Annotated in this window: 16 protein-coding genes; 6 read left to right on the plus strand and 10 right to left on the minus strand. The window is 64.3% G+C overall.

Translation table 11 applies throughout. The features are described from left to right. Positions 1–31 precede the first annotated feature (31 nt). Together ACP7BL_RS03755 and ACP7BL_RS03760 are read left to right on the plus strand one after the other, a co-directional pair. The gene (locus ACP7BL_RS03755; protein WP_426257662.1) at positions 32–1,687 is read left to right on the plus strand and encodes a hypothetical protein; all 1,656 of its coding nucleotides are present in this window, start codon (positions 32–34) and stop codon (positions 1,685–1,687) included. 233 nt (positions 1,688–1,920) lie between these two features. Further along, positions 1,921–2,424, plus strand: coding sequence for a hypothetical protein (locus ACP7BL_RS03760; RefSeq protein ID WP_426257663.1), 504 nt, complete (start codon positions 1,921–1,923; stop codon positions 2,422–2,424). A gap of 44 nt (positions 2,425–2,468) precedes the next feature. Here ACP7BL_RS03760 and ACP7BL_RS03765 read toward each other — a convergent pair whose 3' ends face one another. Next, positions 2,469–3,725 carry a M24 family metallopeptidase gene (locus tag ACP7BL_RS03765; protein WP_426257664.1) on the minus strand — a complete coding sequence of 419 codons (1,257 nt, stop codon included), beginning with the start codon at positions 3,723–3,725 and terminating at the stop codon, positions 2,469–2,471. Positions 3,726–3,859: 134 nt separating this feature from the next. Between ACP7BL_RS03765 and ACP7BL_RS03770 the strand changes: the two genes are divergently transcribed. After that, positions 3,860–5,167 carry a dicarboxylate/amino acid:cation symporter gene (locus ACP7BL_RS03770; protein WP_426257665.1) on the plus strand — a complete coding sequence of 436 codons (1,308 nt, stop codon included), beginning with the start codon at positions 3,860–3,862 and terminating at the stop codon, positions 5,165–5,167. Positions 5,168–5,314: 147 nt separating this feature from the next. Here ACP7BL_RS03770 and ACP7BL_RS03775 read toward each other — a convergent pair whose 3' ends face one another. From ACP7BL_RS03775 to smpB, 8 genes are all read right to left on the minus strand, one after another. After that, on the minus strand, positions 5,315–5,947 hold the full coding sequence (locus tag ACP7BL_RS03775; RefSeq protein WP_126845675.1) for a glutathione S-transferase family protein: 633 nt from the start codon (positions 5,945–5,947) through the stop codon (positions 5,315–5,317). 269 nt (positions 5,948–6,216) lie between these two features. After that, positions 6,217–7,320 carry a recombinase RecA gene (gene recA / locus ACP7BL_RS03780; RefSeq protein ID WP_010403152.1) on the minus strand — a complete coding sequence of 368 codons (1,104 nt, stop codon included), beginning with the start codon at positions 7,318–7,320 and terminating at the stop codon, positions 6,217–6,219. Between the two features lie 119 nt (positions 7,321–7,439). Beyond that, complete coding sequence (locus tag ACP7BL_RS03785; RefSeq protein WP_426257927.1) at positions 7,440–8,354, minus strand: SDR family oxidoreductase; 915 nt, start codon at positions 8,352–8,354, stop codon at positions 7,440–7,442. Between the two features lie 110 nt (positions 8,355–8,464). Further along, a complete protein-coding gene (locus ACP7BL_RS03790) occupies positions 8,465–8,818 on the minus strand; it encodes a response regulator (RefSeq protein WP_033964581.1) in 354 nt (117 codons plus the stop codon). A gap of 37 nt (positions 8,819–8,855) precedes the next feature. Next, entirely contained in the window at positions 8,856–11,258 is a 2,403-nt protein-coding gene (locus ACP7BL_RS03795; RefSeq protein ID WP_126845676.1) for a response regulator, read from the minus strand. Positions 11,259–11,361: 103 nt separating this feature from the next. Continuing rightward, positions 11,362–13,425, minus strand: coding sequence for a M13 family metallopeptidase (locus ACP7BL_RS03800; protein ID WP_137902599.1), 2,064 nt, complete (start codon positions 13,423–13,425; stop codon positions 11,362–11,364). 59 nt (positions 13,426–13,484) lie between these two features. Continuing rightward, a complete protein-coding gene (locus ACP7BL_RS03805; RefSeq protein ID WP_052192291.1) occupies positions 13,485–14,069 on the minus strand; it encodes a DUF2062 domain-containing protein in 585 nt (194 codons plus the stop codon). Next, positions 14,062–14,544 (minus strand): SsrA-binding protein SmpB, encoded by a 483-nt coding sequence (gene smpB / locus ACP7BL_RS03810; protein ID WP_033964621.1) that lies wholly within the window; start codon positions 14,542–14,544, stop codon positions 14,062–14,064. Before smpB ends, ACP7BL_RS03805 begins: the two co-directional genes overlap by 8 nt. Positions 14,545–14,688: 144 nt before the next feature. Between smpB and ACP7BL_RS03815 the strand changes: the two genes are divergently transcribed. Further along, positions 14,689–15,105: an acyl-CoA thioesterase gene (locus ACP7BL_RS03815; RefSeq protein ID WP_033964580.1), complete on the plus strand. Its 417-nt coding sequence runs from the start codon at positions 14,689–14,691 to the stop codon at positions 15,103–15,105. Between the two features lie 683 nt (positions 15,106–15,788). On the opposite strand, the gene dapA is transcribed toward ACP7BL_RS03815, so the two are convergent. Then, entirely contained in the window at positions 15,789–16,670 is an 882-nt protein-coding gene (dapA, locus tag ACP7BL_RS03820) for a 4-hydroxy-tetrahydrodipicolinate synthase (protein ID WP_426257666.1), read from the minus strand. Between the two features lie 87 nt (positions 16,671–16,757). Between dapA and ACP7BL_RS03825 the strand changes: the two genes are divergently transcribed. Both ACP7BL_RS03825 and ACP7BL_RS03830 read left to right on the plus strand, forming a co-directional pair. Next, complete coding sequence (locus tag ACP7BL_RS03825; protein ID WP_426257667.1) at positions 16,758–18,749, plus strand: lytic transglycosylase domain-containing protein; 1,992 nt, start codon at positions 16,758–16,760, stop codon at positions 18,747–18,749. A gap of 54 nt (positions 18,750–18,803) precedes the next feature. Then, positions 18,804–19,295 carry a GreA/GreB family elongation factor gene (locus ACP7BL_RS03830; RefSeq protein ID WP_137902596.1) on the plus strand — a complete coding sequence of 164 codons (492 nt, stop codon included), beginning with the start codon at positions 18,804–18,806 and terminating at the stop codon, positions 19,293–19,295. Positions 19,296–19,314: the final 19 nt, after the last annotated feature.

The following is a 19,314-nucleotide window of genomic DNA, read 5'->3' on the forward strand; positions in this document are numbered from 1 at the left end:
ATCGCGCAGGGAACTTGCCTGGGGACCCGTGATGCGCGTGTTGAAGATTGCGCCACTGCTGCTGTTGCTTGCCCCCACGGCCGAGGTGACGGGTGCCACCGCCAGCGCGCCGCCGCACGCCATTTGCGGCGATGACACCATAGCCCCTAGCGTTGCGCGCCTCCTGCCCGGCTTCGGCGCGGGCGCGCTCGCCATCCGCACCGCCAAACCGCAAGCCCAGGCCTTTTTCGACAACGGCCTGCAACTCAGCCACGCCTTCGCGCACGATGCAGGACGCGCCGCCTTTGCCGAGGCCGCGCGACTCGACCCGGCCTGCGCAATGTGCCGCTGGGGCGAAGCCTGGTCGGGCGGCCCGACGATCAACTTCCCCGTCGACGCCGCCACCCAAGTGAAGATGGGCAAGCTGGTCGATGCGGCGATCCCGATGGCTGCGACCGGCCCACTGCTCGAACGCCAGCTGCTCGCGGCGCTGGCGCTGCGCTACCGCGATGGCGGCGGCAAGGGGAAGGGCGACATCACTTTTGCCCGTGCGATGGAAGCGATCGCGGTCGCGCACCCCGACAGTGACGAGCTGCTGACGCTCGCCGCCGATGCCTGGATGATCCCGGCGGCGCTGGGCGAGCGCGGCGACACGCTGCCGCGCGCGGTCGCGCTGCTCGAGACGGTGCTCAAGCGCAACCCGGATTTCACCCCCGCCATCCATTTCTACATCCACGCGACCGAGATGAGCGGCTTCCCGGCGCGCGCCGAGCGCTATGCCGACCGCCTCGCCGCGCTCGCCCCCGCCGCCAGCCATTTGATCCACATGCCGAGCCATACCTATTATTGGATCGGCCGCTATCAGGATGCCGCCACCGCCAATGTCCGCGCGGCGGCGCTGGGCGTCGCCGATGCGAAGGCCGCGCATGCGCCCGAGCCAGACGGCGTGTTCCGCCAGCCTTACCACGCGCACAATGTCCATTTCGGCATTGGCGGCGCGTTGATCGCGGGTGACGCGAAAGATGCGCTGGCGCTGTCCGCGCCCGTGCTCGGGGCACTGTCGCGCGCGCCCAAATCCGACCCGTTCCAGCAAATGGTCGGCGGCACCGCTTATTTCGCGCAAGGCCGCTTCGCCGATCCGGCCGCGGTGCTGGCGCTGCCCGAACCCGGCGCGGCGTACGGTTTCCTGCGCGCCTATCGCCATTATGCGCGCGGCGAAGCCTATGCACGCCTCGGCAATGCCGCCGCAGTCCGTGCCGAAGCGGCGGCGATCCCGCTGCGCGCTGGCCCTGCCAACAAAGAGGATGCCAGCCTGCAGGCAACCGCGCTGATGCGCATCGCCAAGGCCGTGCTCGAAGGCCGCGCAGCCATGCTGGAACACCGCCCGGCCGATGCGGTGAAGGCGTATCGCACGGCGGCGAAGATCGAAACCTCCAAGGTCCTGACCCATTTCGACGATCCGCCCGTGTGGTGGTATCCAACCGAACGCAGCCTCGCCGCCGCCTTGCTGGCCGCAGGCGATGCCAAGCAAGCGCTCGCCCAAGCCAACGCCGCCCTCACCCGCCGCCCGCGCGACCCAGTGAGCCTGTCGGTCAGGGCCGACGCGCTGACCGCGCTGGGGCAGACGGCAGCGGCGGAAAAGGACCGGGCGGCGGCGGTGGCGCGCTGGCACGGAGACAAGAGCGCGTTCACGGCGGCGTTGATCTGACGGGAGCGGGGCGCCCCAAGACGCCCCCCACCACACGCTTCCCCGGCGAAGGCCGGGGCCCAGTAGGTAGGGCAGATGCAAGAAAGACCAGCCCCCGCCATAACCCGCCCACCACTGGGCCCCGGCCTTCGCCGGGGAAGCGGGGTGTGGCGCAACTGACAATAGTATCAAAACTGCGGGAAATCTCTTTCCGACCAATATACGACATCGGAGATAGCCGTTAGATAGGAGCTATGAAGCCTTTTTCATCATCCATAGTGGCGGCTGGCGCAATGTTGCTAACAGGCTGTTCGGTCGAAATCGATGCCAGGAATGCAATTGTTCGACCGGCCTCGTCGACTGAATTTCAGAATGACGCCGAAGCGGCATCACGCAAGCCTTATGGCTTCGGGATATGGGTGCTACTCACCGCATTATTAGAAAAGGAAGACGTTCAGCGTATTTCTCACTCAGAGGTGTATCCTCATGTTTATGTTGTCGAATGCTCGAGCGGGAAGGATACTAACGTAGGGACAGAACCAAAGCTGGAGGGCATTGATTTGGGAAATGCCAATACCGTCAAAGCTTTGCTGAAAGCGCGGCCAGCCAAGTCAATCTATCAGATGAAAAGTCTCATCTTTGCCCGAAAAGGGGACTTTGAAACGCCGCAGTGCTTGCAACTCAGGGGCGGCAGCTACCTGGGTCAGAAGATCATTGAAAAGCGAATTCCCATCCAAGGCAGTGGCCCACTCCCCTAGGGCCATTACCCACCAATCCGGCAACGTCGGCACAACTAGCCCCCTCACCCCAGCGGCGCATCAATCGAAGTCGGCGGCACGCTGAACCATTTCGGCCCGGTCGCGGTCATGTGGAAGCAATCCTCCAGCCGCACGCCGAACTTGCCCGGCAGATACAGGCCCGGCTCGTCCGAAAAACACATACCCTCGGCCAGCCGCATGGTTTCGCCGTGGACGAGGTTGACCGGCTCATGCCCGTCAAGCCCGATGCCGTGCCCGGTGCGGTGCGACAGGCCGGGCAAGCGATAGCCCGGCCCATAGCCGAGCGACGCATAGAACCCGCGCACCGCATCATCCACCGCCCCCGCCGGCGTGCCGATTTGCGCGGCGGCGAAGGCCTTGGCCTGGCCAGCGCGGACCTGATCCCACACCGTGCGCTGTTCCTTGTTCGCGCTGCCGAACACGAAGGTGCGCGAGACGTCGGACTGATAGCCTTGCACGGTGCAGCCGCAATCCATCAGCACGATCTGCCCGTCCGCCACCACTTGCGGTTCGTGGCTGCCGTGCGGCAGCGCCGCCGCCGGGCCGATCAGCACCAGCGCGAATTCGGGCGCGCCGCCCAATTGCCGCGTCGCGGCGTTCATCAGCGCGGCGATGTCGGCGGGTTTCATGCCTTTTTCGACGCGCGGCACAGTCCAGCGATAGGCAGCGATCGTCACGTCGGTCGCGGTCTGCATCAGCGCGATCTCGGGCGCGGTCTTGCGCATCCGCACCCCGCGCACGACCGGATTGGCCGAGACGATCTTCGCCCCCGGCAGCGCGCGCGCCAGGCCATCGACCGCGAAATAGCGCACCGTTTCCTCAATGCCGATCGGCCGCTCCGCCAGCTTGCGTTCGCGCAGGAAGCCCGCGACCAGCTTCAGCGGATCCTCATCCTCCTGCCACACGCGCACCTCAGCCGCGACGCCCAGCGTCTGGCGGACCGAGGGTTCCTCGAAGAATGGCGTGACGATGCACGGCTCGCCCTCGACCGGCAGGATCGCCGCGGTCAGCCGTTCGCTGCGAAACCACGTCACGCCGGTGAAATACACCAGGCTCGATCCCGATTCGATCAGCACCGCGCCAATGCCCTGCGCCTTCATCAGCGCCTGCGCGCGGGCGATGCGCGCGCGGCGCTCGTCCGGCCCGATCGGCGTCGCGCCACTGGCGATGTTGCGCAGACTCGTCAGATCCGGCTCAGCCGCGCGCAGAACACCACTGGCCGAAAGCACCGGCAGCATCGCTGCTCCGGCTGCAAACCCACGCCGCGTCAACATCTTCATCGTCTCGCGCCCCTTTGTCGTTGGCGCAACTGTGCCAGCGGCAGGCGGCCGCCGCAACGCAGCAACGCCGCACTTCGGCTTGACCGCTCGCACTTTCTCCCGTTGATGACACGAACGACAAAAAGGGGTGAAACGTGGCGAAGCGATTGACGACCTATATCCTGATCGCGCTGGTGCTGGGCCTCGCCGTGGGATGGACGCTCAACGCCGCGATCGACAACGGCACCCCCGCCAGCGCGGCGCGGCTGAAGGAAATCGCCGGCTATATTTCGATCATCACCACGGTGTTCCTGCGGCTGATCAAGATGATCATCGCGCCGCTGGTGCTCTCGACCCTCGTCGTCGGCATCACGCATATGGGCGGCACCGGCGCGCTCGGGCGGATCGGCCTGCGCGCCGTCGCGTGGTTCGTCGGCGCGAGCTTGCTGTCGCTCTCGCTCGGGCTGGTGCTGTTCCATGTCACCGCGTCGCTGGGTGAAGTGCTCGGCCTCACGCCGCATCTGGCGCTGCCGCCCGTGACCGAGGGCAGCGGGCTCGACAAAGCCGGGTTCGATCTCGCCAAGTTCGTCACCCATGTCGTGCCCTCGTCGATCTTCGATGCGATGGCGACCAACGAAATCCTGCAGATCGTGGTCTTTTCGGTGTTTCTCGGCGTCGCGATATCGGCGGTCGGCGAGAAAGCCGCGCCGCTCGTCCGCGCGACCGAGGCGCTGGTCGCGGTGATGTTGCAAGTCACCAATTACGTGATGATGTTCGCGCCGATCGCGGTGTTCGCCGCCGTCTCCGCCACGCTGACCGAGCAAGGCCCCGGCGTCATCAAGAACCTCGCTTATTTCATGGGCAGCTTCTATTTCGGGCTGGCGGTCTTGTGGGCGCTGCTGTTCGGTCTGTGCTACCTCATCGTCGGTCCGCGCACCCGCAGCTTGCTCCGCTATATCGGCGCGCCGCTGATGATCGGCTTTTCCACCGCCTCGTCCGAAGCCGCGCTGCCGCGCGTGCTGGAGGCGCTCGAACGCTTCGGCGTGCCGCCCAAGATCGCCGGCTTTGTCGTCCCGCTCGGCTATTCGTTCAACCTCGACGGGTCGATGATGTACATGACCTTCGCGTCGCTGTTCATCGCCCAGGCTTACGACATCCATCTGTCGATCGGCGCGCAGGTGACGATGCTGCTGACCTTGCTGATCACCTCCAAGGGGATCGCCGGCGTGCCGCGCGCCAGCCTGGTGGTGATCGCGGCGACCTTGCCGGTGTTCCACATCCCCGAGGCCGGCCTGCTGCTGATCCTCGCCGTCGACCATTTCCTCGACATGGGGCGCTCGGCCACCAACGTCGTCGGCAATGCCATCGCCGCCAGCGTCATCGCCAAATGGGAGGGGACGCTGGAAGCGCCCGAGCCTCCCGAGATCGGCCTGAACGAACTGCCGCGCGCCGATCACGCATAGCGCCGGTTAATCTTAAGCAGGACCGCCCAAAAGCCGTTCGGGCTGAGCCTGTCGAAGCCCTTCTTCCCCGCGCGCTCACCGCGCTGGGATAGGAGCCCTTCGACAAGCTCAGGGCGAACGGGGTCCGATCCGCTTTAAAGACGCCCGTCACGCATAGGCATAGGGTCCACCCTTGGCGAGCGCCGCCTGATAGGCCGGGCGCGCGTGGATCTTGTCGAGCCACGCGATCGTCGCCGGGCGCGAGGCATCGAGGCCCGCGCGGCTGCGCGCGGCTTCCAGCGGGAAGCTCATCATGATGTCGGCCCCCGTGATCGTGTCGCCCGCAAACCATGGACGGCTCGACAGCTCGGCTTCGACATAATCGAGATGGACGTCGATCATCGGTTGGATGCGCTTGGCGGCGGTCTTGCCGAGCAGCGGAATGCGGTTGACCACCAGCAGCACGAGCAGCGGCGGCATCATCGACCCTTCGGCATAATGCAGGAACTGGCGATAGCGCAGCACACCATCGCGGTGCGCGGGCGGCCCCAACCGACCATCGCCGCGCTCGACCAGATACTCGACGATAGCGCCCGTTTCGACGATCACATCCCCCAGCTCGGTATCCTCGAGCACCGGCGATTTGCCAAGCGGGTGGATTCGCTTGAGTTCGGGCGGAGCCAGCATCGTCTGCTTGTTCCGTTCATAGCGCTTGATCTCATAGGGGAGCCCGAGTTCCTCGAGCATCCACAGAATTCGCTGCGAGCGCGAGTTTTCGAGATGGTGGACGATCAAGGTCATGAGAGCTCTCCGGGTCGGCTTGTTGCCCGCATCCTAGCAGCGATGCGGCACACAAGTCACACGCTACCTTGCGGTGCCCGACGCCGGGGGTCGCCACTCTGCACTCCGGCCATCCCGCCGCCGCAATATGAAAGGCCCGCCATCGCTGGCGGGCCTTCCCGGTCTCTGCGACGGCACCGAGAGCGCTCGATACCGCCATCGTGGTGGGACGCAGCCGTGCACTGCCGCCATCCCCTGCTCCGGCCCGCCGCAGCAGACCGGGGCGAAACTCACATCTCGTCGTCACCTTCATCGGGTTCCGCACCCGCCATCATTTCCTCGGCGACCTTGTCGGTCCGTGCGCGAATCGCCTTTTCCAGACGATCGGACATTTCGACATTTTCCTTGAGGAAGGTCTTGGCGTTCTCACGCCCCTGCCCGATGCGGACGCTGTCATAGCTGAACCACGCGCCCGATTTCTCGACCAGCCCAGCCTTGACGCCCAGATCCAGAATCTCGCCAATCTTGGACACGCCCTGCCCGTACATGATGTCGAATTCGACTTGCTTGAACGGCGGCGCGACCTTGTTCTTGACGACCTTCACGCGTGTGGTGTTGCCGATGATCTCGTCGCGATCCTTGATCTGGCCGGTGCGACGAATGTCGAGGCGCACCGAGGCGTAGAATTTCAGCGCATTACCGCCCGTCGTCGTCTCGGGGTTGCCGTACATCACGCCGATCTTCATGCGCAGCTGGTTGATGAAAATTACCATGCAGCGCGAGCGGCTGATCGAGCCCGTCAGTTTGCGCAGCGATTGCGACATCAGTCGCGCCTGCAAACCGACATGGCTGTCGCCCATTTCGCCTTCGATTTCCGCGCGCGGCACCAAGGCTGCGACCGAATCGACCACCAGCACGTCGATCGCGTTGGAGCGCACCAGCGTATCGACGATTTCGAGCGCCTGCTCGCCCGTGTCGGGCTGCGAGACGATCAGCTCGTCGATATTTACGCCCAGTTTTTTGGCATAAACGGGATCGAGCGCATGTTCAGCATCGACGAACGCCGCCGTGCCCCCGCCCTTTTGCGCCTCGGCGATCACGTGCAGCGCCAGCGTCGTTTTGCCCGAACTTTCCGGCCCGTAAATCTCGATCACGCGCCCACGCGGCAACCCGCCGACGCCGAGCGCAATGTCGAGCCCGAGCGAGCCGGTCGAGATCACCTCGACCTGCATCGTCTGTTTCGAGCCCAGCTTCATCGCCGACCCCTTGCCAAAGGCGCGGTCGATTTGTGCGAGCGCCGCTTCCAGCGCCTTGGCGCGTTCTGCGGTGGCTTTGTCTGCTTGCTTGTCTGAGGCTGCCATTTTGCTGTCGATGACCTTCAACGATACCGCCATTGGTAGCCTCCTGCGCTAGACCGAACGCCGGGTGCGTTCAATGCGTGATGCACCGTGTATCGTGTTTGTTCTTATGGAACAAGAGTAGAACGACAACCTCTTTAAAAAAACCGGCAGGATCACGGCATTCCGCTGCCGCCCGCTGCGCCATAGACTTGTCCGGTGGCGTAGCTGCCGCCACTTTCGGCCAGCAGAACGTAGATCCCGGCAAGCTCGCCCGGTTGCCCCGGGCGACCGAGCGGCGTCTGACCACCAAACTGCTCGAGCTTTTCCATCGTCGCGCCGCCAGACACCTGCAGCGGGGTCCAGATCGGCCCCGGTGCGACGCCGTTCACGCGGATTCCCCGCGACGCCAGTTGTTTGGCGAGGCTGCGGACATAATTGGTGGTTGCTGCCTTGGTTTGCGCGTAATCATACAGATCTTCTGACGGATCGGTTGCCTGCTCCGACGTCGTCCCGATGATCGACGATCCCGGTGCCAGATGCGGCAGCGCCGCCTTGATGAGCCAGAACGGCGCGTAGATATTGGTCTTCATCGTCCGGTCGAATTCCTCGGTGGAAATGTCGAGGATCGAGCCGTGGGTTTGTTGTCGGGCGGCATTGCTGACCAGAATGTCGAGCCCACCAAGCGTATCGACTGCGGTCTGGACCAGGGTGGTGCAGAAATCCTCGCTGCACAAATCCCCGGGGATGGCGACTCCGACTCGGCCCGAAGCGCGGATCAGATCGATCACGTCCCGGGCATCCGCCTCCTCTTCCAGCAGATAGTTGATGGCAACGTCGGCTCCTTCGCGCGCGTAAGCGATGGCGGCCGCCCGTCCCATCCCGGAGTCGCCACCGGTAATCAAAGCCTTGCGACCGGCCAGACGACCGGAGCCACGATAGGTCGATTCACCGTGATCGGGCCGGGGCCGCATGTCGCGCGCAAGGCCCGGCCAAGGCTGGCTCTGGCGTTCGAACGGCGGTTTGGGACCAACCTTTTGCGGGTTTGTCAAAGCGGATGGCGAAATGTCTGAGCTGGAAAGTGCCACGATCGGTCTCCGTGCCGGGATTGTGGCAGGAGAAACGGCAGAGCGCCGCGATGGGTCCGCATCAGGCCGGCTTTGTTGGGTTGATCGTGATCAGCCCCCCATCAGCCGCCTGATTAGCCCAATGCCGCCAATGCCTTGGAAACCCCATCCATCGTGAAAGGTTTGGCCAGAGTCGGACGATCGCGATACTCTTCCCCGACGCTATCATGCGACCCGCCGGTCGCGAAAACGAACGGAATGCCCTTCTCCGCAAGCACCGCCGCGATCGGGAAGCTCTTCTCCCCGCCGCGCAAATTGACGTCCAGGATGGCAGCGTCGATGCCACCCGCTTCAATCAACGCCAGCGCGGCCACAACGCTATCCGCCGTGCCGCCATGACGCTTTCCCAAGACATCGAGAAAATCCTCGATCATCATCGCAATCAAGGGTTCGTCCTCGACGATCAAAATGGTCTGTGGCCCGCTCATAATAGGCCCTTAGCCGGGCATGCCGGAATGCGCCAAATCATTTCGCACCCAATACCGCCCGCACCGCTTCAGCAAGCTGTTGTACCGAAAACGGTTTTGCCAGGAAGGCGACGTTGTCGAGATCGATCGACTTGCGAATCGTCTCCTCGGCATAGCCCGACATGAACACGATCGGCAGATCGGGATAGCGCGCGCGCGCTTGCCGCACCATGGTCGGTCCATCCATCAACGGCATCATCACGTCCGATATGAGCAGATCGGGCTTTGGGCCGGATGCCAACAGTTCGAGCGCAGCCTCCCCATGTTCGGCGCACAGCACGGTATAGCCCTGCCGTGTCAGCGCCCGTTCGGCAACGGCCCGCACCATGTCCTCGTCTTCGACCAGCAGGATCGTGCCTGTGCCCCAGAGATCGACCGGCTTCTCGCGCGGCAAAATCCGTGCGGGTGGCGCTTCCGCCAAGGCACCGACGGTGTGGACCGGCAAGTAGATGGTAAATACCGCCCCCGCCTGCCCGCGCGGTCCAGCCTTCACATTATCGGCAAAGATATAGCCACCCGATTGTTTGACGATCCCATAAACGGTGGACAAACCGAGCCCGGTGCCCTTTCCCACCTCCTTGGTCGTAAAAAAGGGCTCGAAGATTTTTGGCAGCACATCGGGCGGGATACCGCCGCCGGTATCGGCCACTTCAAGCACGACATAATCGGCGGCCGGAAGGATATCCGATGCGAGCTTGCGCACTTCGGCGGTGGTGACCGCATAGGTCTGGATCGCCAGCGTGCCGGTGCCGCGCGGATCCTTCGCCATCATCGCATCGCGCGCGTTCACCGCGAGATTGACGACGACCTGTTCGAGTTGCCCGGGGTCTGCACGCACCGGCCCCAGGTTGCGCCCATGTTTGACGGTAAGCGTGACGCTTTCGCCCAACAAGCGCTTAAGCAAATTGGTGACTTCGGAAATCACGTCGGGCAGTTGCAGCACTTGCGGCCTGAGCGTCTGCTGGCGGGAGAAAGCGAGCAATTGCCGCGTCAGGCTGGCCGCGCGGTTGGAGTTGGCGCGGATTTGCTGGATGTCGTCATAATCACTGTCGCCGGGCGAATGGCGCATCAGCATCAAATCGCAATGCCCGATGATCGCGGTGAGGATGTTGTTGAAATCGTGCGCAACACCGCCCGCGAGCTGCCCCACCGCCTGCATCTTGGTGGCCTGCGCCACTTCGCGCTTCAGCCGCGTTTCCTCGCTATTGTCCTTGAGGCTCAACAACACTGCCGAATTGCCGAGGCCGCGCGCACCCGCGATCGACAGGGCGACCGGCTCGTCGGGATGATCCTTCAGCCGCACCGCAAGGTCGGTTGAATGCGTCGCGCCACCGGCAAAACGGCGGATCGCGTCGGCGACCACACCCTTGTCTTCGCGCACCAGCAAATCGCCGGGATAGATGGGCGGGCTGTGCGGATCGACCGCCGCCGCCCGCGCAAAGGCGTCGTTCATCTGCACGAAGCGCCCGTCGCCGCCGATCAAGGCAACGCCGAACGGCATCAACGACACCAGGCTCTTGATATGCGCCGCCGCGCTTTCGCCAATGGCAGGCTGGCTATTCTCTTCCTCGTCGATCAGCGCGACCAGCATCGGCGCGTCTTCCCCATCGAGAAACGGGATCTGGAGAACGCGCAACGGGTTCTGCGCCAGCCCTTCGCGTTCGAACCGCGCCATGCCGTGCGAGTCGGTGATCAGAAAGCGCGCAAAGTCGCGACCGACGATCGCGCCTTCCTCATGCCCCATCGCGCGTGCCCGCAACACGCGGTTCGCCGCCCGGATCCGCCCGTCGGGATTGATCAACGCCGCCATGATCCCGGCGCTGCCGAGTCGATCGCCCGTCGCTCCCGAGATCAAATTCTCCATCGTCTGGGCGAGATCCAGGCCCTGCGTTGCATGGAAACGCCAGACCAGAAGGTTGCCGTCTTCGCCGGCCCGCGTCACTTCGGCGGAAAGCTGCGCGCCTTTGATGAGGAGTCGGGCGACTCCCGCCGAGCCATCACGCCAGGCGGCGCGTCCGGCAGCCCCCAAAAGCTCCACACCAGTCGCATCAAACGGCAGCCCCGGCGGGGTCGCAAAGCCGCCGAACAGCGTCTCGTAGCGATTGTTGGCGCACACCAACCGTCCGGCTCGATCGGTCACCGCAATCGCATCCGGGCTGCTCTCCGCAACCGTACGCGCGACGCTCCAATCCGGCTCGGCAGCGAGTTCCGCGGTGCGCGGGAACAGACGGCGGAACAACAGCAGCCCGCCCGTCGCCACGAGCGCGGTCGCAAAGAACGCCGCCGCAATCGGCGCGCTGCCGATCACCACCAGAACGATCGCCGCAGCCGCGCAGCCGCAGCCAATCGCGATCAAAGCTGCGCCGCGAGACGGGTTCGGAGACGTTGGAAGCGATGCCATCCGCACCTGCATTGGGCGATGCGCCGGGAGCGTCAAGGGCAAAGCGGCCAGACACCGCCGCACCGCGCCACCCGTCCAGGCGGCGCGGTGCAGAATACCGCCTTTACCAGACCTTCACACGGTCAGCCGGGGCAAGATACAGCTTCTCGCCCGCCTTCACGCCGAACGCCTTGTACCAGGCATCGACGTTGCGCACCTCGGCGGTGCGGAAGGGCCCGGGCGAATGTTCGTTCGAAATCACCTGCGAACGCAGCGCCGGTTCGCGGAACTTGATCCGCCAGACCTGCGCATAGCCAAGGAAGAAGCGCTGGTCGCCAGTCAGCCCGTCGATCACCGGAGCAGGCTTCCCGCCAAGCGAGCGGTGATACGCATCATAAGCCAGCGCCAGCCCGGCAAGATCCGCCATGTTTTCGCCCAGTGTCAGCCCGCCCTTGATGTGCAGGCCCGGCAGCGGCTCATACGCGTCATACTGCTTGACCAGCTTGTCGGTCATCGCGGTGAAGCGTTTGACGTCCTCTGCGGTCCACCAATCGGCGAGCTTGCCGGTCGGATCGTATTTGCGCCCCTGATCGTCGAAATGGTGGCTCAGTTCATGCCCGATCACCACGCCGATGCCGCCGTAGTTGACCGCCGGGTCCGCCTTGGCATCGAAGAAGGGGGGCTGCAGGATCGCCGCCGGGAAGACGATCTCGTTCATCGGCGGATTGGCATAGGCGTTCACCGTCATCGGCGTCATGCCCCATTCGGTGCGATCGATCGGCTGGCCGAGCTTGTGCAGATCGCGCTCATATTCAAACGCGTTCGCCGCCGCGACATTGCTGACGATGTCGTCGCGCTTCACCGTCAGCGCCGAATAGTCGCGCCACTTCGACGGATAGCCGATCTTGGGGGTAAAGGCGGCGAGCTTGGCGTGCGCCTTCACCTTGGTTTCCGGGGCCATCCAGGTCAGATTGTCCAGCCGCACGCTCATCGCCGCGATGATGTTCTTGACGAGCTGGTCCGCCGCCGCCTTGGTCGCGGGCGGGAAATATTGCGCGACATATTCCTGGCCGACCTGTTCGCCCATCGCCCCGCTGACGATCCCCACGCCGCGCTTCCACCGCACCGGCTGCTGCGGCGCACCGCTCAGCACCGTGCCATAAAAGGCGAAATTGGCGTCGTTGATCGGCTTGGCGAGAACGCCGGCGTAGCTGCGCAGCAAGCGCAGGATCAGGAAATCCTGGACCACCTGGACCGGGGCATCGGCGAAAGCCTTGGCTTCGTCGGTCAACGCGCTGGGCATCCCGACCAGATAATTGCCCTGGCCTGCGGTCCCCGCCGTCTTCATGTAGACCTCCCACGGGAAGCCCGGGGCCTTGGCCGCGAAGTCAGCCGCCGACCACTTATTGTAGGTCAGATCGGAATCGCGCGATTTGATGCGGTCCCAATGCGCGGTCGCCAGCGTCTTTTCAAAGGCGTAGACCGCCGCGCCGCGCGCCGCGGCATCGTCCACACCGGCGAGGCCCAGCATCTGCACCTGATAGGCCTGATATTTTGCGCGCGTGTCGGCGAGCTTGGGGTCGTCCTTCAGATAATAATCACGATCGGGCAAGCCGATGCCCGATTGGCTCAGCCCGACGATGTAGGTATCGGGGGCCTTGTCGTCCTGGCCTACGCCCATGCGGAACAGGCCGCCCACGCCAATCCGTTGCAGCTTGGCCATCTCGACCGCCAGCGCAGTCTTGTCGCCCGCTGCGCGGATTTCGGCGATCCACGGCTTGATCGGATCGATGCCCTTGGCGTTGATCGCGGCGTCATCCATGAAGCTCGCATAGAAATCGCCGATCTTGTCGCCGGGACGCTTCGCCGCAGCATCCAGGATCGTGCGGGTCTGTTCCAGCGAGCGGTCGGCCAAGCGGTTGAACATACCGTACGTCGCCTTGTCCGCCGGAATCTCGGTGGCTGCTTCCCACTTGCCGCCTGCGAACTTCACGAAATCATCACCCGGCTTAACGCTGGTGTCCATGCCGGCAATATCGAGCCCGAACGCGCCGATCTCGGCACCGGCCGCTTTCGGCGCGGGCTCTGCCTTCGCTGCAACCTTGGGCTTCGGTGCCGGATTTGCGTGGGTCACCCCCACCAGTGCCGCAGACGCGAGCAGGGAAACCGTGACCAACGAACGACGCATGCAAAAATCCTCTCAACGGACATTTAATGGAGCGTGTTGTAACCGCATGACACATTCCGTCAAATCGCTTGTTTCGGCCCTTTTTGCGCAGCACGCCTGCGCCATTTGCGACCGATGCGGACGCGCCACACCAGTCCGGCCAGAAAAAAACCTGCCGCCGACAGCGCTACAGCGATCAAAATCAGGCCGACAATCGTCGCCGGACCACCCTGCGAAACCAGCCAATGGAGCAGGCCGACATTGGCCTTCACATTGCTGGCAATCGGCGCGCCCGGCACGCTGCGATCGAGCCGCAACACCCAATGCCCGAGTTCGTAGGCGCACCAGAATAGCGGCACCGTTGTGACCGGGTTGTGCAACAACGTCGTCCCGACGGCGACCGGTACGTTGGCACGCACCGGAAGCGCAGTCACCGCCGCCAGGGGCATGTGCGCGAATGGGAACAGGACGCCCGTAAAGAGCCCCAAAGCGACGCCCCGCGGCACCGAACGACGCGTAAAGCGCCACAATTCCGGGGCGAGAATGCGGTGCGCAACGGGACGAAGATAGCGATTCGCCTCCACGCTTTCCCGCGTGGGGATGTGGCGACGCGCGAATGCGATGATCTGTGCCGTGCGGCGGGCGCGGATGACGACGTCAACCACGGTCGCGCATCAGCCTCCCTTGCTCGCGCTTCCAGTCGCGTTCCTTGATCGAATCGCGCTTGTCATGCGCCTTCTTGCCCTTGGCCAGCGCCAGCTCGACTTTCGCGCGGCCCTTGGAATTGAAATAGACCATCAGCGGCACGAGCGTCATGCCCTCGCGCGCCACCGCGCCGTGCATCTTGTTGATCTCGCGCTCATGCAACAGCAGCTTGCGCGCGCGCTTGGGCTCATGGTTGAAGCGGTTGCCGTGGCTGAATTCGGGCACGTTGGAATTGATCAGCCACACCTGCCCGTCCTTCACCTCGGCATAGCTTTCGGCGATCGAGCCGGTGCCGCTGCGCAGGCTCTTCACCTCGGTCCCGGTCAGCGCGATGCCCGCTTCATAGACGGTATCGATCGCATAATCGTAACGCGCGCGCCGGTTCTCGGCGACGATCTTGGTTTTTTCGAAAACGGGGGGCTTTGGACGGGCCATAAGAGCGGCGATGTAGGCGCTGTCGCCGCGAAACAAAAGCCACAAGCGCAGATTGGCACCGACCCACCGCAAGATCGCACATTTTGCGCAGGTCGCGCGCGTTGTTCGCTCGCTATGCGCGCGCCAATCCTATAAGGTGAGGGTATGACCGAGTGCCTGAGCCCCAAATTCGCGACGCACAGCTTCGCCATCGCCATCGATGCCGCCGACATCGATTTCATGGGCCATGTCAACAATGCCTCCTATCTCAAATGGGTACAGGATGCGGTGGTCAGCCACTGGCAGCGCTTTGCCCCGGCAGAAGCGCTGGCGACTCACGCCTGGGTCGCGCTGAAGCACGAGATCACCTATCGCAAGCCGACCTTTCTCGACGACGAAGTGATCGCCACCGTGCTGCTCGAAAAGGTGCAGGGCGCGCGCGCTTTCTACGAAACGATCATCAAGCGCGGCGAAGACGTGCTCGCCGAAGTCAAATCGAGCTGGTGCTGCCTCGACGCCACCACCCTGCGCCCGGCCCGCCTGGCGCGCGACGTGATCGACCGCTTTTTCGCCAAGGATTGAGCGGCGGGGGCGCACTTAACGCCTCGCATCTCCCCCAACCGTTCGTTTCGAGCGAAGTCGAGAAACCCCGCGCAACGCAAGCTGCCATTTCTCGACTACGCTCGAAACGAACGGGGAAGGTGCGACAATCTGTCCCGGTGCAGTGTTGCCAGAGTGAGCATGTGTGATTTCGCTCCACTTGCAGCCATGAACCCCACCTCATAGGCTGCCCAAATGCGGTCATTCGTTTTATTGCTTCTGCCATTCCTTTCAGGCTGTGACGCGTGGCCCACCGTCGTCGACAATCGAGCAAATTCACAGTTGATGGTGCGGTATCTCCAGAAGGACTATAACCACTGGTCGGGCTCATTCCCTATCTCGGCTGGAAAAGCGATGCCGTTGGCGCGAGCTCATTGGATACAGGACATACGCGCAATTCAGATCAAAGATGGAGTGCGTCTCTACTCTTTGTCCGGTGATGCCATGCGGTCAATTCAAGACGCGTGTCCGAGTAGCGAGCTGGAACGACGCTTCTCTACAGCGGGAAACTGCTACTTGGTCTACTTGGGCAAGGGACGATTGCAAACGATGGCTGTTGTGCCGCAAGGGCTCGAATACGAGCAGGTCGGGAACGGCAGCTAACACGCGCCTGCCGCCGAAAGCCGCCTGTCCGCTTCCCACCAACCCCAAACGTCCCTACCCCCTCAAACCAACCCGGCCGCCGCCAGCCCCGCATCCACCGCGCGCTGGCTCGTCTCGCTCGGCCAGGTCATCGGCAAGCGCAGCGCTTTCGGAAAGTCCGGCCGCACCCGGCTCAGCGCATATTTCACCGGCCCCGGCGAAGCATCGGTGAACAGCGCCACATGCAGCGCGAAAAGCCGGTCGTGCAGCTCCAGCGCCGCCGCATAGTCCCCCGCCGCACACGCCGCCTGGAACGCCGCGCACAAAGCCGGCGCGACATTGGCGGTCACCGAAATGCACCCCACCCCGCCGGTCGCGTTGAACGCCAGCGCCATGTCGTCATTGCCCGAAAGCTGCACGAACCCCGCCGGGCACGCCGCGCGCTGCGCCGATGCGCGCTGGATCACCCCCGTCGCATCCTTGATGCCGACCACGCTGGGGAAGGCATGCGCAATCCGCGCGACCGTCTCCACGGCAATGTCGGTCACGGTGCGACCGGGCACATTGTACAGCACGATCGGCAAGTCGCACGCCTGCGCCACCGCCTCGAAATGGCGGAAGATGCCCTCCTGATTGGGCCGGTTGTAATATGGTGGCACCATCAGCGCGGCATCTGCGCCCGCCGCCTTGGCCGCCTTGATATTCTGGATCGCGACGCGCGTGTCGTTGGAGCCCGCCCCCGCGATCACCGGCACGCGGCCCCTGGTCTGGTCGACGCAGATGCCGACGATGTGGAAATGCTCCTCCACGCTCAGCGTTGCTGCTTCACCGGTGGTGCCGCAGGGCACGAGACCGGTCGAACCCTCGTCAATCTGCCATTCAACCAGATCGCGATACGCCGACTCATCGAACGCGCCGTCGGTGGAGAACGGCGTGACGAGCGCCGGGATTGATCCCGAAAACATGGTTAAGTTGCTCCTGAGAGACGGAATTCCGTCGCATTTTTAGATTTGTCGCGCGACAAATACGGACGAAAGGCATATTCTGTCCACATGATTGCTTCGCTCCTTAAATCAGCCCTGTTGCTGGCGGGGGTTTCCACCATCGCGGTGACGTCGAGCGACGCACAGGATCAACTCGGCTGGGGCCGGGCAACACAGGTGCTGGCGGGCACGACCGCAACCAACGCCGCGCTGGCGGCGTCGATCGCCGAGTGGAAGGCGCTGCAACAACCGAGCGGCTATAGCTTCGAACGCTATGCCCGCTTTCTCCTCGCCCACCCCGGCTGGCCCGGGGAAATGGGCCTGCGGCGTGCGGCGGAGCGGTCGCTCGATCTGGGCGGTTGGTCGCCCTCCACCGTTGTCGCATTTTTCCACCGGTTCCCAGCTTTGACGGGTTCAGGCCGCACGCGCTTTGCCGAGGCACTGGCGGCCACGGGCGTGCGCGAGGAGGCCAATGCGGCTGCGCGCGCCGCCTGGGTCGCAGGGTCGCTCTCCACCGCCGATGAAGCGCGGATCATTACCGGCTTTGCGAACGCGCTGACGCCCTCCGACCATAATGCGCGGATGGACATGCTGCTGTGGCAGGGCGCGCTTGCGGCGGCACAGCGGCAGATGGCGCTGGTCAGCCCCGCCTGGCAACCGGTGTTCGCCGCCCGCCTTGCCTTCCGTACCAACGCCCCCGATGCGGCCGAGCGTGCAGTAGCGACCCAGCAATATGGCGCGGCCGATCCGGGCTGGCTGGCGGATCGCGCCAATTGGCTGCGGAGCACTGGTGCCTCCGCCAGCGCGCGCACCTTGCTGGCGCAGCGTCCGGCGCTGGCGATGATGCCCGGCAGCCCCGAACAATGGTTCGAAGTGCTGCTGACCAACGCCAAGGCAGCCGCAGCAGACGGTCAGGCGACGCTGGCATATGATATCGCCCGCAAGGTCAGCGATGCCTATCCCGCAGGCACCGACGTCAGCACCCGCCCCTATGGCGAGCGCGACGACTATACGAGCCTCACCTGGCTGGCCGGACAGACCGCGCTGAAGCAACTCGCGCGCCCGGCCGATGCCGTGCCGCTGTTCCTGCTCTATGCCAGTGCATCGCGGACTCCAACAACGCAGTCCAAGGGCCTGTACTGGGCCGGACGTGCGGCAGAGGCCGCCGGGCACCGCGACGAGGCCAATGGCTATTATGCGCGCGCAGCGGGCTTCCACGACCTGTTTTACGGCCAATTGGCGAGCGAGCGCATCGGCCAGCCGCTCAATCCGCCGGGCGACCCGATCCTGCGCCCGGTCGCGCCGGAAATCCGCGCGGCTTTCTATGCGCGCGAGACGGTACGCGCCGCGCAATATCTCGGGACGACGGCGGCGTGGGTCGACCAGACCGCCTTCGTCCGCCAGATCGCGATCGACGCCAAGACCGATAGCGACCATGTCCTGTCGACCGAATTGTCGCGCACGCTCGGTCGCCCCGATCTGGGCGTCATGGTCGGGCGCAGTGCGCTGCAAAATGGCCTGAGCGAATATTCCACCGTCGGCTTCCCCAATGTCCGCGTGCCCGTCGCAAGCCAGGACGACTGGACGATGATCCACGCCATCGCCCGCCAGGAAAGCCAGTTCGACCGCGCCGCGATCAGCCATGCCGGCGCGCGCGGGCTGATGCAGTTGATGCCGGGAACCGCCCGCGACACCGCGACCAAGCTCGGGCTCAGCTACGATCCGTCGGCGCTGACCACCGATACCGATTACAACATCATGGTCGGATCGACTTATTTCCGGCACATTTACGGGATTTACGGCAGCTACCCGCTCGCCGTTGCCGCCTATAATGCCGGTCCCGGCAATGTGAACAAATGGCTGCGCGCCAATGGCGACCCGCGCTTGCCCGGCGTCGATATGGTCGACTGGATCGAGGCGATCCCGATCTACGAAACCAAGAATTACGTGCAGCGCGTGCTCGAAAATGCCGTGGTCTATGATTTGATGAACCCGAGCCGTTCGCGGTCGTCGGGCGCGAACCGGATCAGTTGGTATCTTGGGAAGAGCACCCCAGGCTGAAACACCCCATCTTGGGGATGACAGCGCACCGGCAGATGTGGTGTAGCATCCGCGATGGACGATCGCCCCAATTACATGACCCCGGCGGGCTATGCCGCGCTCAGTGCCGAATATCAGCAGTTGCTGGGCGATGAGCGCCCCAAGCTGGTCGACGTCATCTCCTGGGCGGCGGGCAATGGCGACCGCTCGGAGAATGGCGACTATATTTACGGCCGCAAACGCCTGCGTGAAATCGATCGGCGGCTGGGGTTTCTCGCCCGGCGGATGAAGGCGGCTAAGGTCATCGACCCAGCAGCGCAGCCGGACCGGGGGCGCGTATGGTTCGGGGCGACGGTGACGATCGCCGACCCTGAAGACTTTAGCGACACCGCCGAACGCGTACTGACGCTGGTCGGCGACGACGAGACCGACGCCGCCGCCGGGCGGATCGGCTGGAACGCGCCGATCGCGCGGGCGCTGCGGGGGGCCGCAATCGGCGACGTGCGCCGCGTTACACTCCCGGCAGGCGAGCGGCAATATGAGGTGATCGCGATCTCCTATCCGTGAAGAAACGCCAACACGCGAC

Origin of the sequence: Sphingomonas sp. DC1600-2, assembly GCF_049897605.1 — a bacterium.
Taxonomy (GTDB): Bacteria; Pseudomonadota; Alphaproteobacteria; order Sphingomonadales; family Sphingomonadaceae; genus Sphingomonas.

What these genes read in the sequence shown, in the direction of transcription:
- ACP7BL_RS03755 (WP_426257662.1), top strand. Translation starts at nt 32, where the DNA reads ATGCGCGTGTTGAAGATTGCGCCACTGCTGCTGTTGCTTGCCCCCACG.
- ACP7BL_RS03760 (WP_426257663.1), top strand. Translation starts at nt 1,921, where the DNA reads ATGAAGCCTTTTTCATCATCCATAGTGGCGGCTGGCGCAATGTTGCTA.
- ACP7BL_RS03765 (WP_426257664.1), bottom strand. Translation starts at nt 3,725, where the DNA reads ATGAAGATGTTGACGCGGCGTGGGTTTGCAGCCGGAGCAGCGATGCTG.
- ACP7BL_RS03775 (WP_126845675.1), bottom strand. Translation starts at nt 5,947, where the DNA reads ATGACCTTGATCGTCCACCATCTCGAAAACTCGCGCTCGCAGCGAATT.
- recA (WP_010403152.1), bottom strand. Translation starts at nt 7,320, where the DNA reads ATGGCGGTATCGTTGAAGGTCATCGACAGCAAAATGGCAGCCTCAGAC.
- ACP7BL_RS03790 (WP_033964581.1), bottom strand. Translation starts at nt 8,818, where the DNA reads ATGAGCGGGCCACAGACCATTTTGATCGTCGAGGACGAACCCTTGATT.
- ACP7BL_RS03795 (WP_126845676.1), bottom strand. Translation starts at nt 11,258, where the DNA reads ATGGCATCGCTTCCAACGTCTCCGAACCCGTCTCGCGGCGCAGCTTTG.
- ACP7BL_RS03800 (WP_137902599.1), bottom strand. Translation starts at nt 13,425, where the DNA reads ATGCGTCGTTCGTTGGTCACGGTTTCCCTGCTCGCGTCTGCGGCACTG.
- smpB (WP_033964621.1), bottom strand. Translation starts at nt 14,544, where the DNA reads ATGGCCCGTCCAAAGCCCCCCGTTTTCGAAAAAACCAAGATCGTCGCC.
- ACP7BL_RS03815 (WP_033964580.1), top strand. Translation starts at nt 14,689, where the DNA reads ATGACCGAGTGCCTGAGCCCCAAATTCGCGACGCACAGCTTCGCCATC.
- dapA (WP_426257666.1), bottom strand. Translation starts at nt 16,670, where the DNA reads ATGTTTTCGGGATCAATCCCGGCGCTCGTCACGCCGTTCTCCACCGAC.
- ACP7BL_RS03825 (WP_426257667.1), top strand. Translation starts at nt 16,758, where the DNA reads ATGATTGCTTCGCTCCTTAAATCAGCCCTGTTGCTGGCGGGGGTTTCC.
- ACP7BL_RS03830 (WP_137902596.1), top strand. Translation starts at nt 18,804, where the DNA reads ATGGACGATCGCCCCAATTACATGACCCCGGCGGGCTATGCCGCGCTC.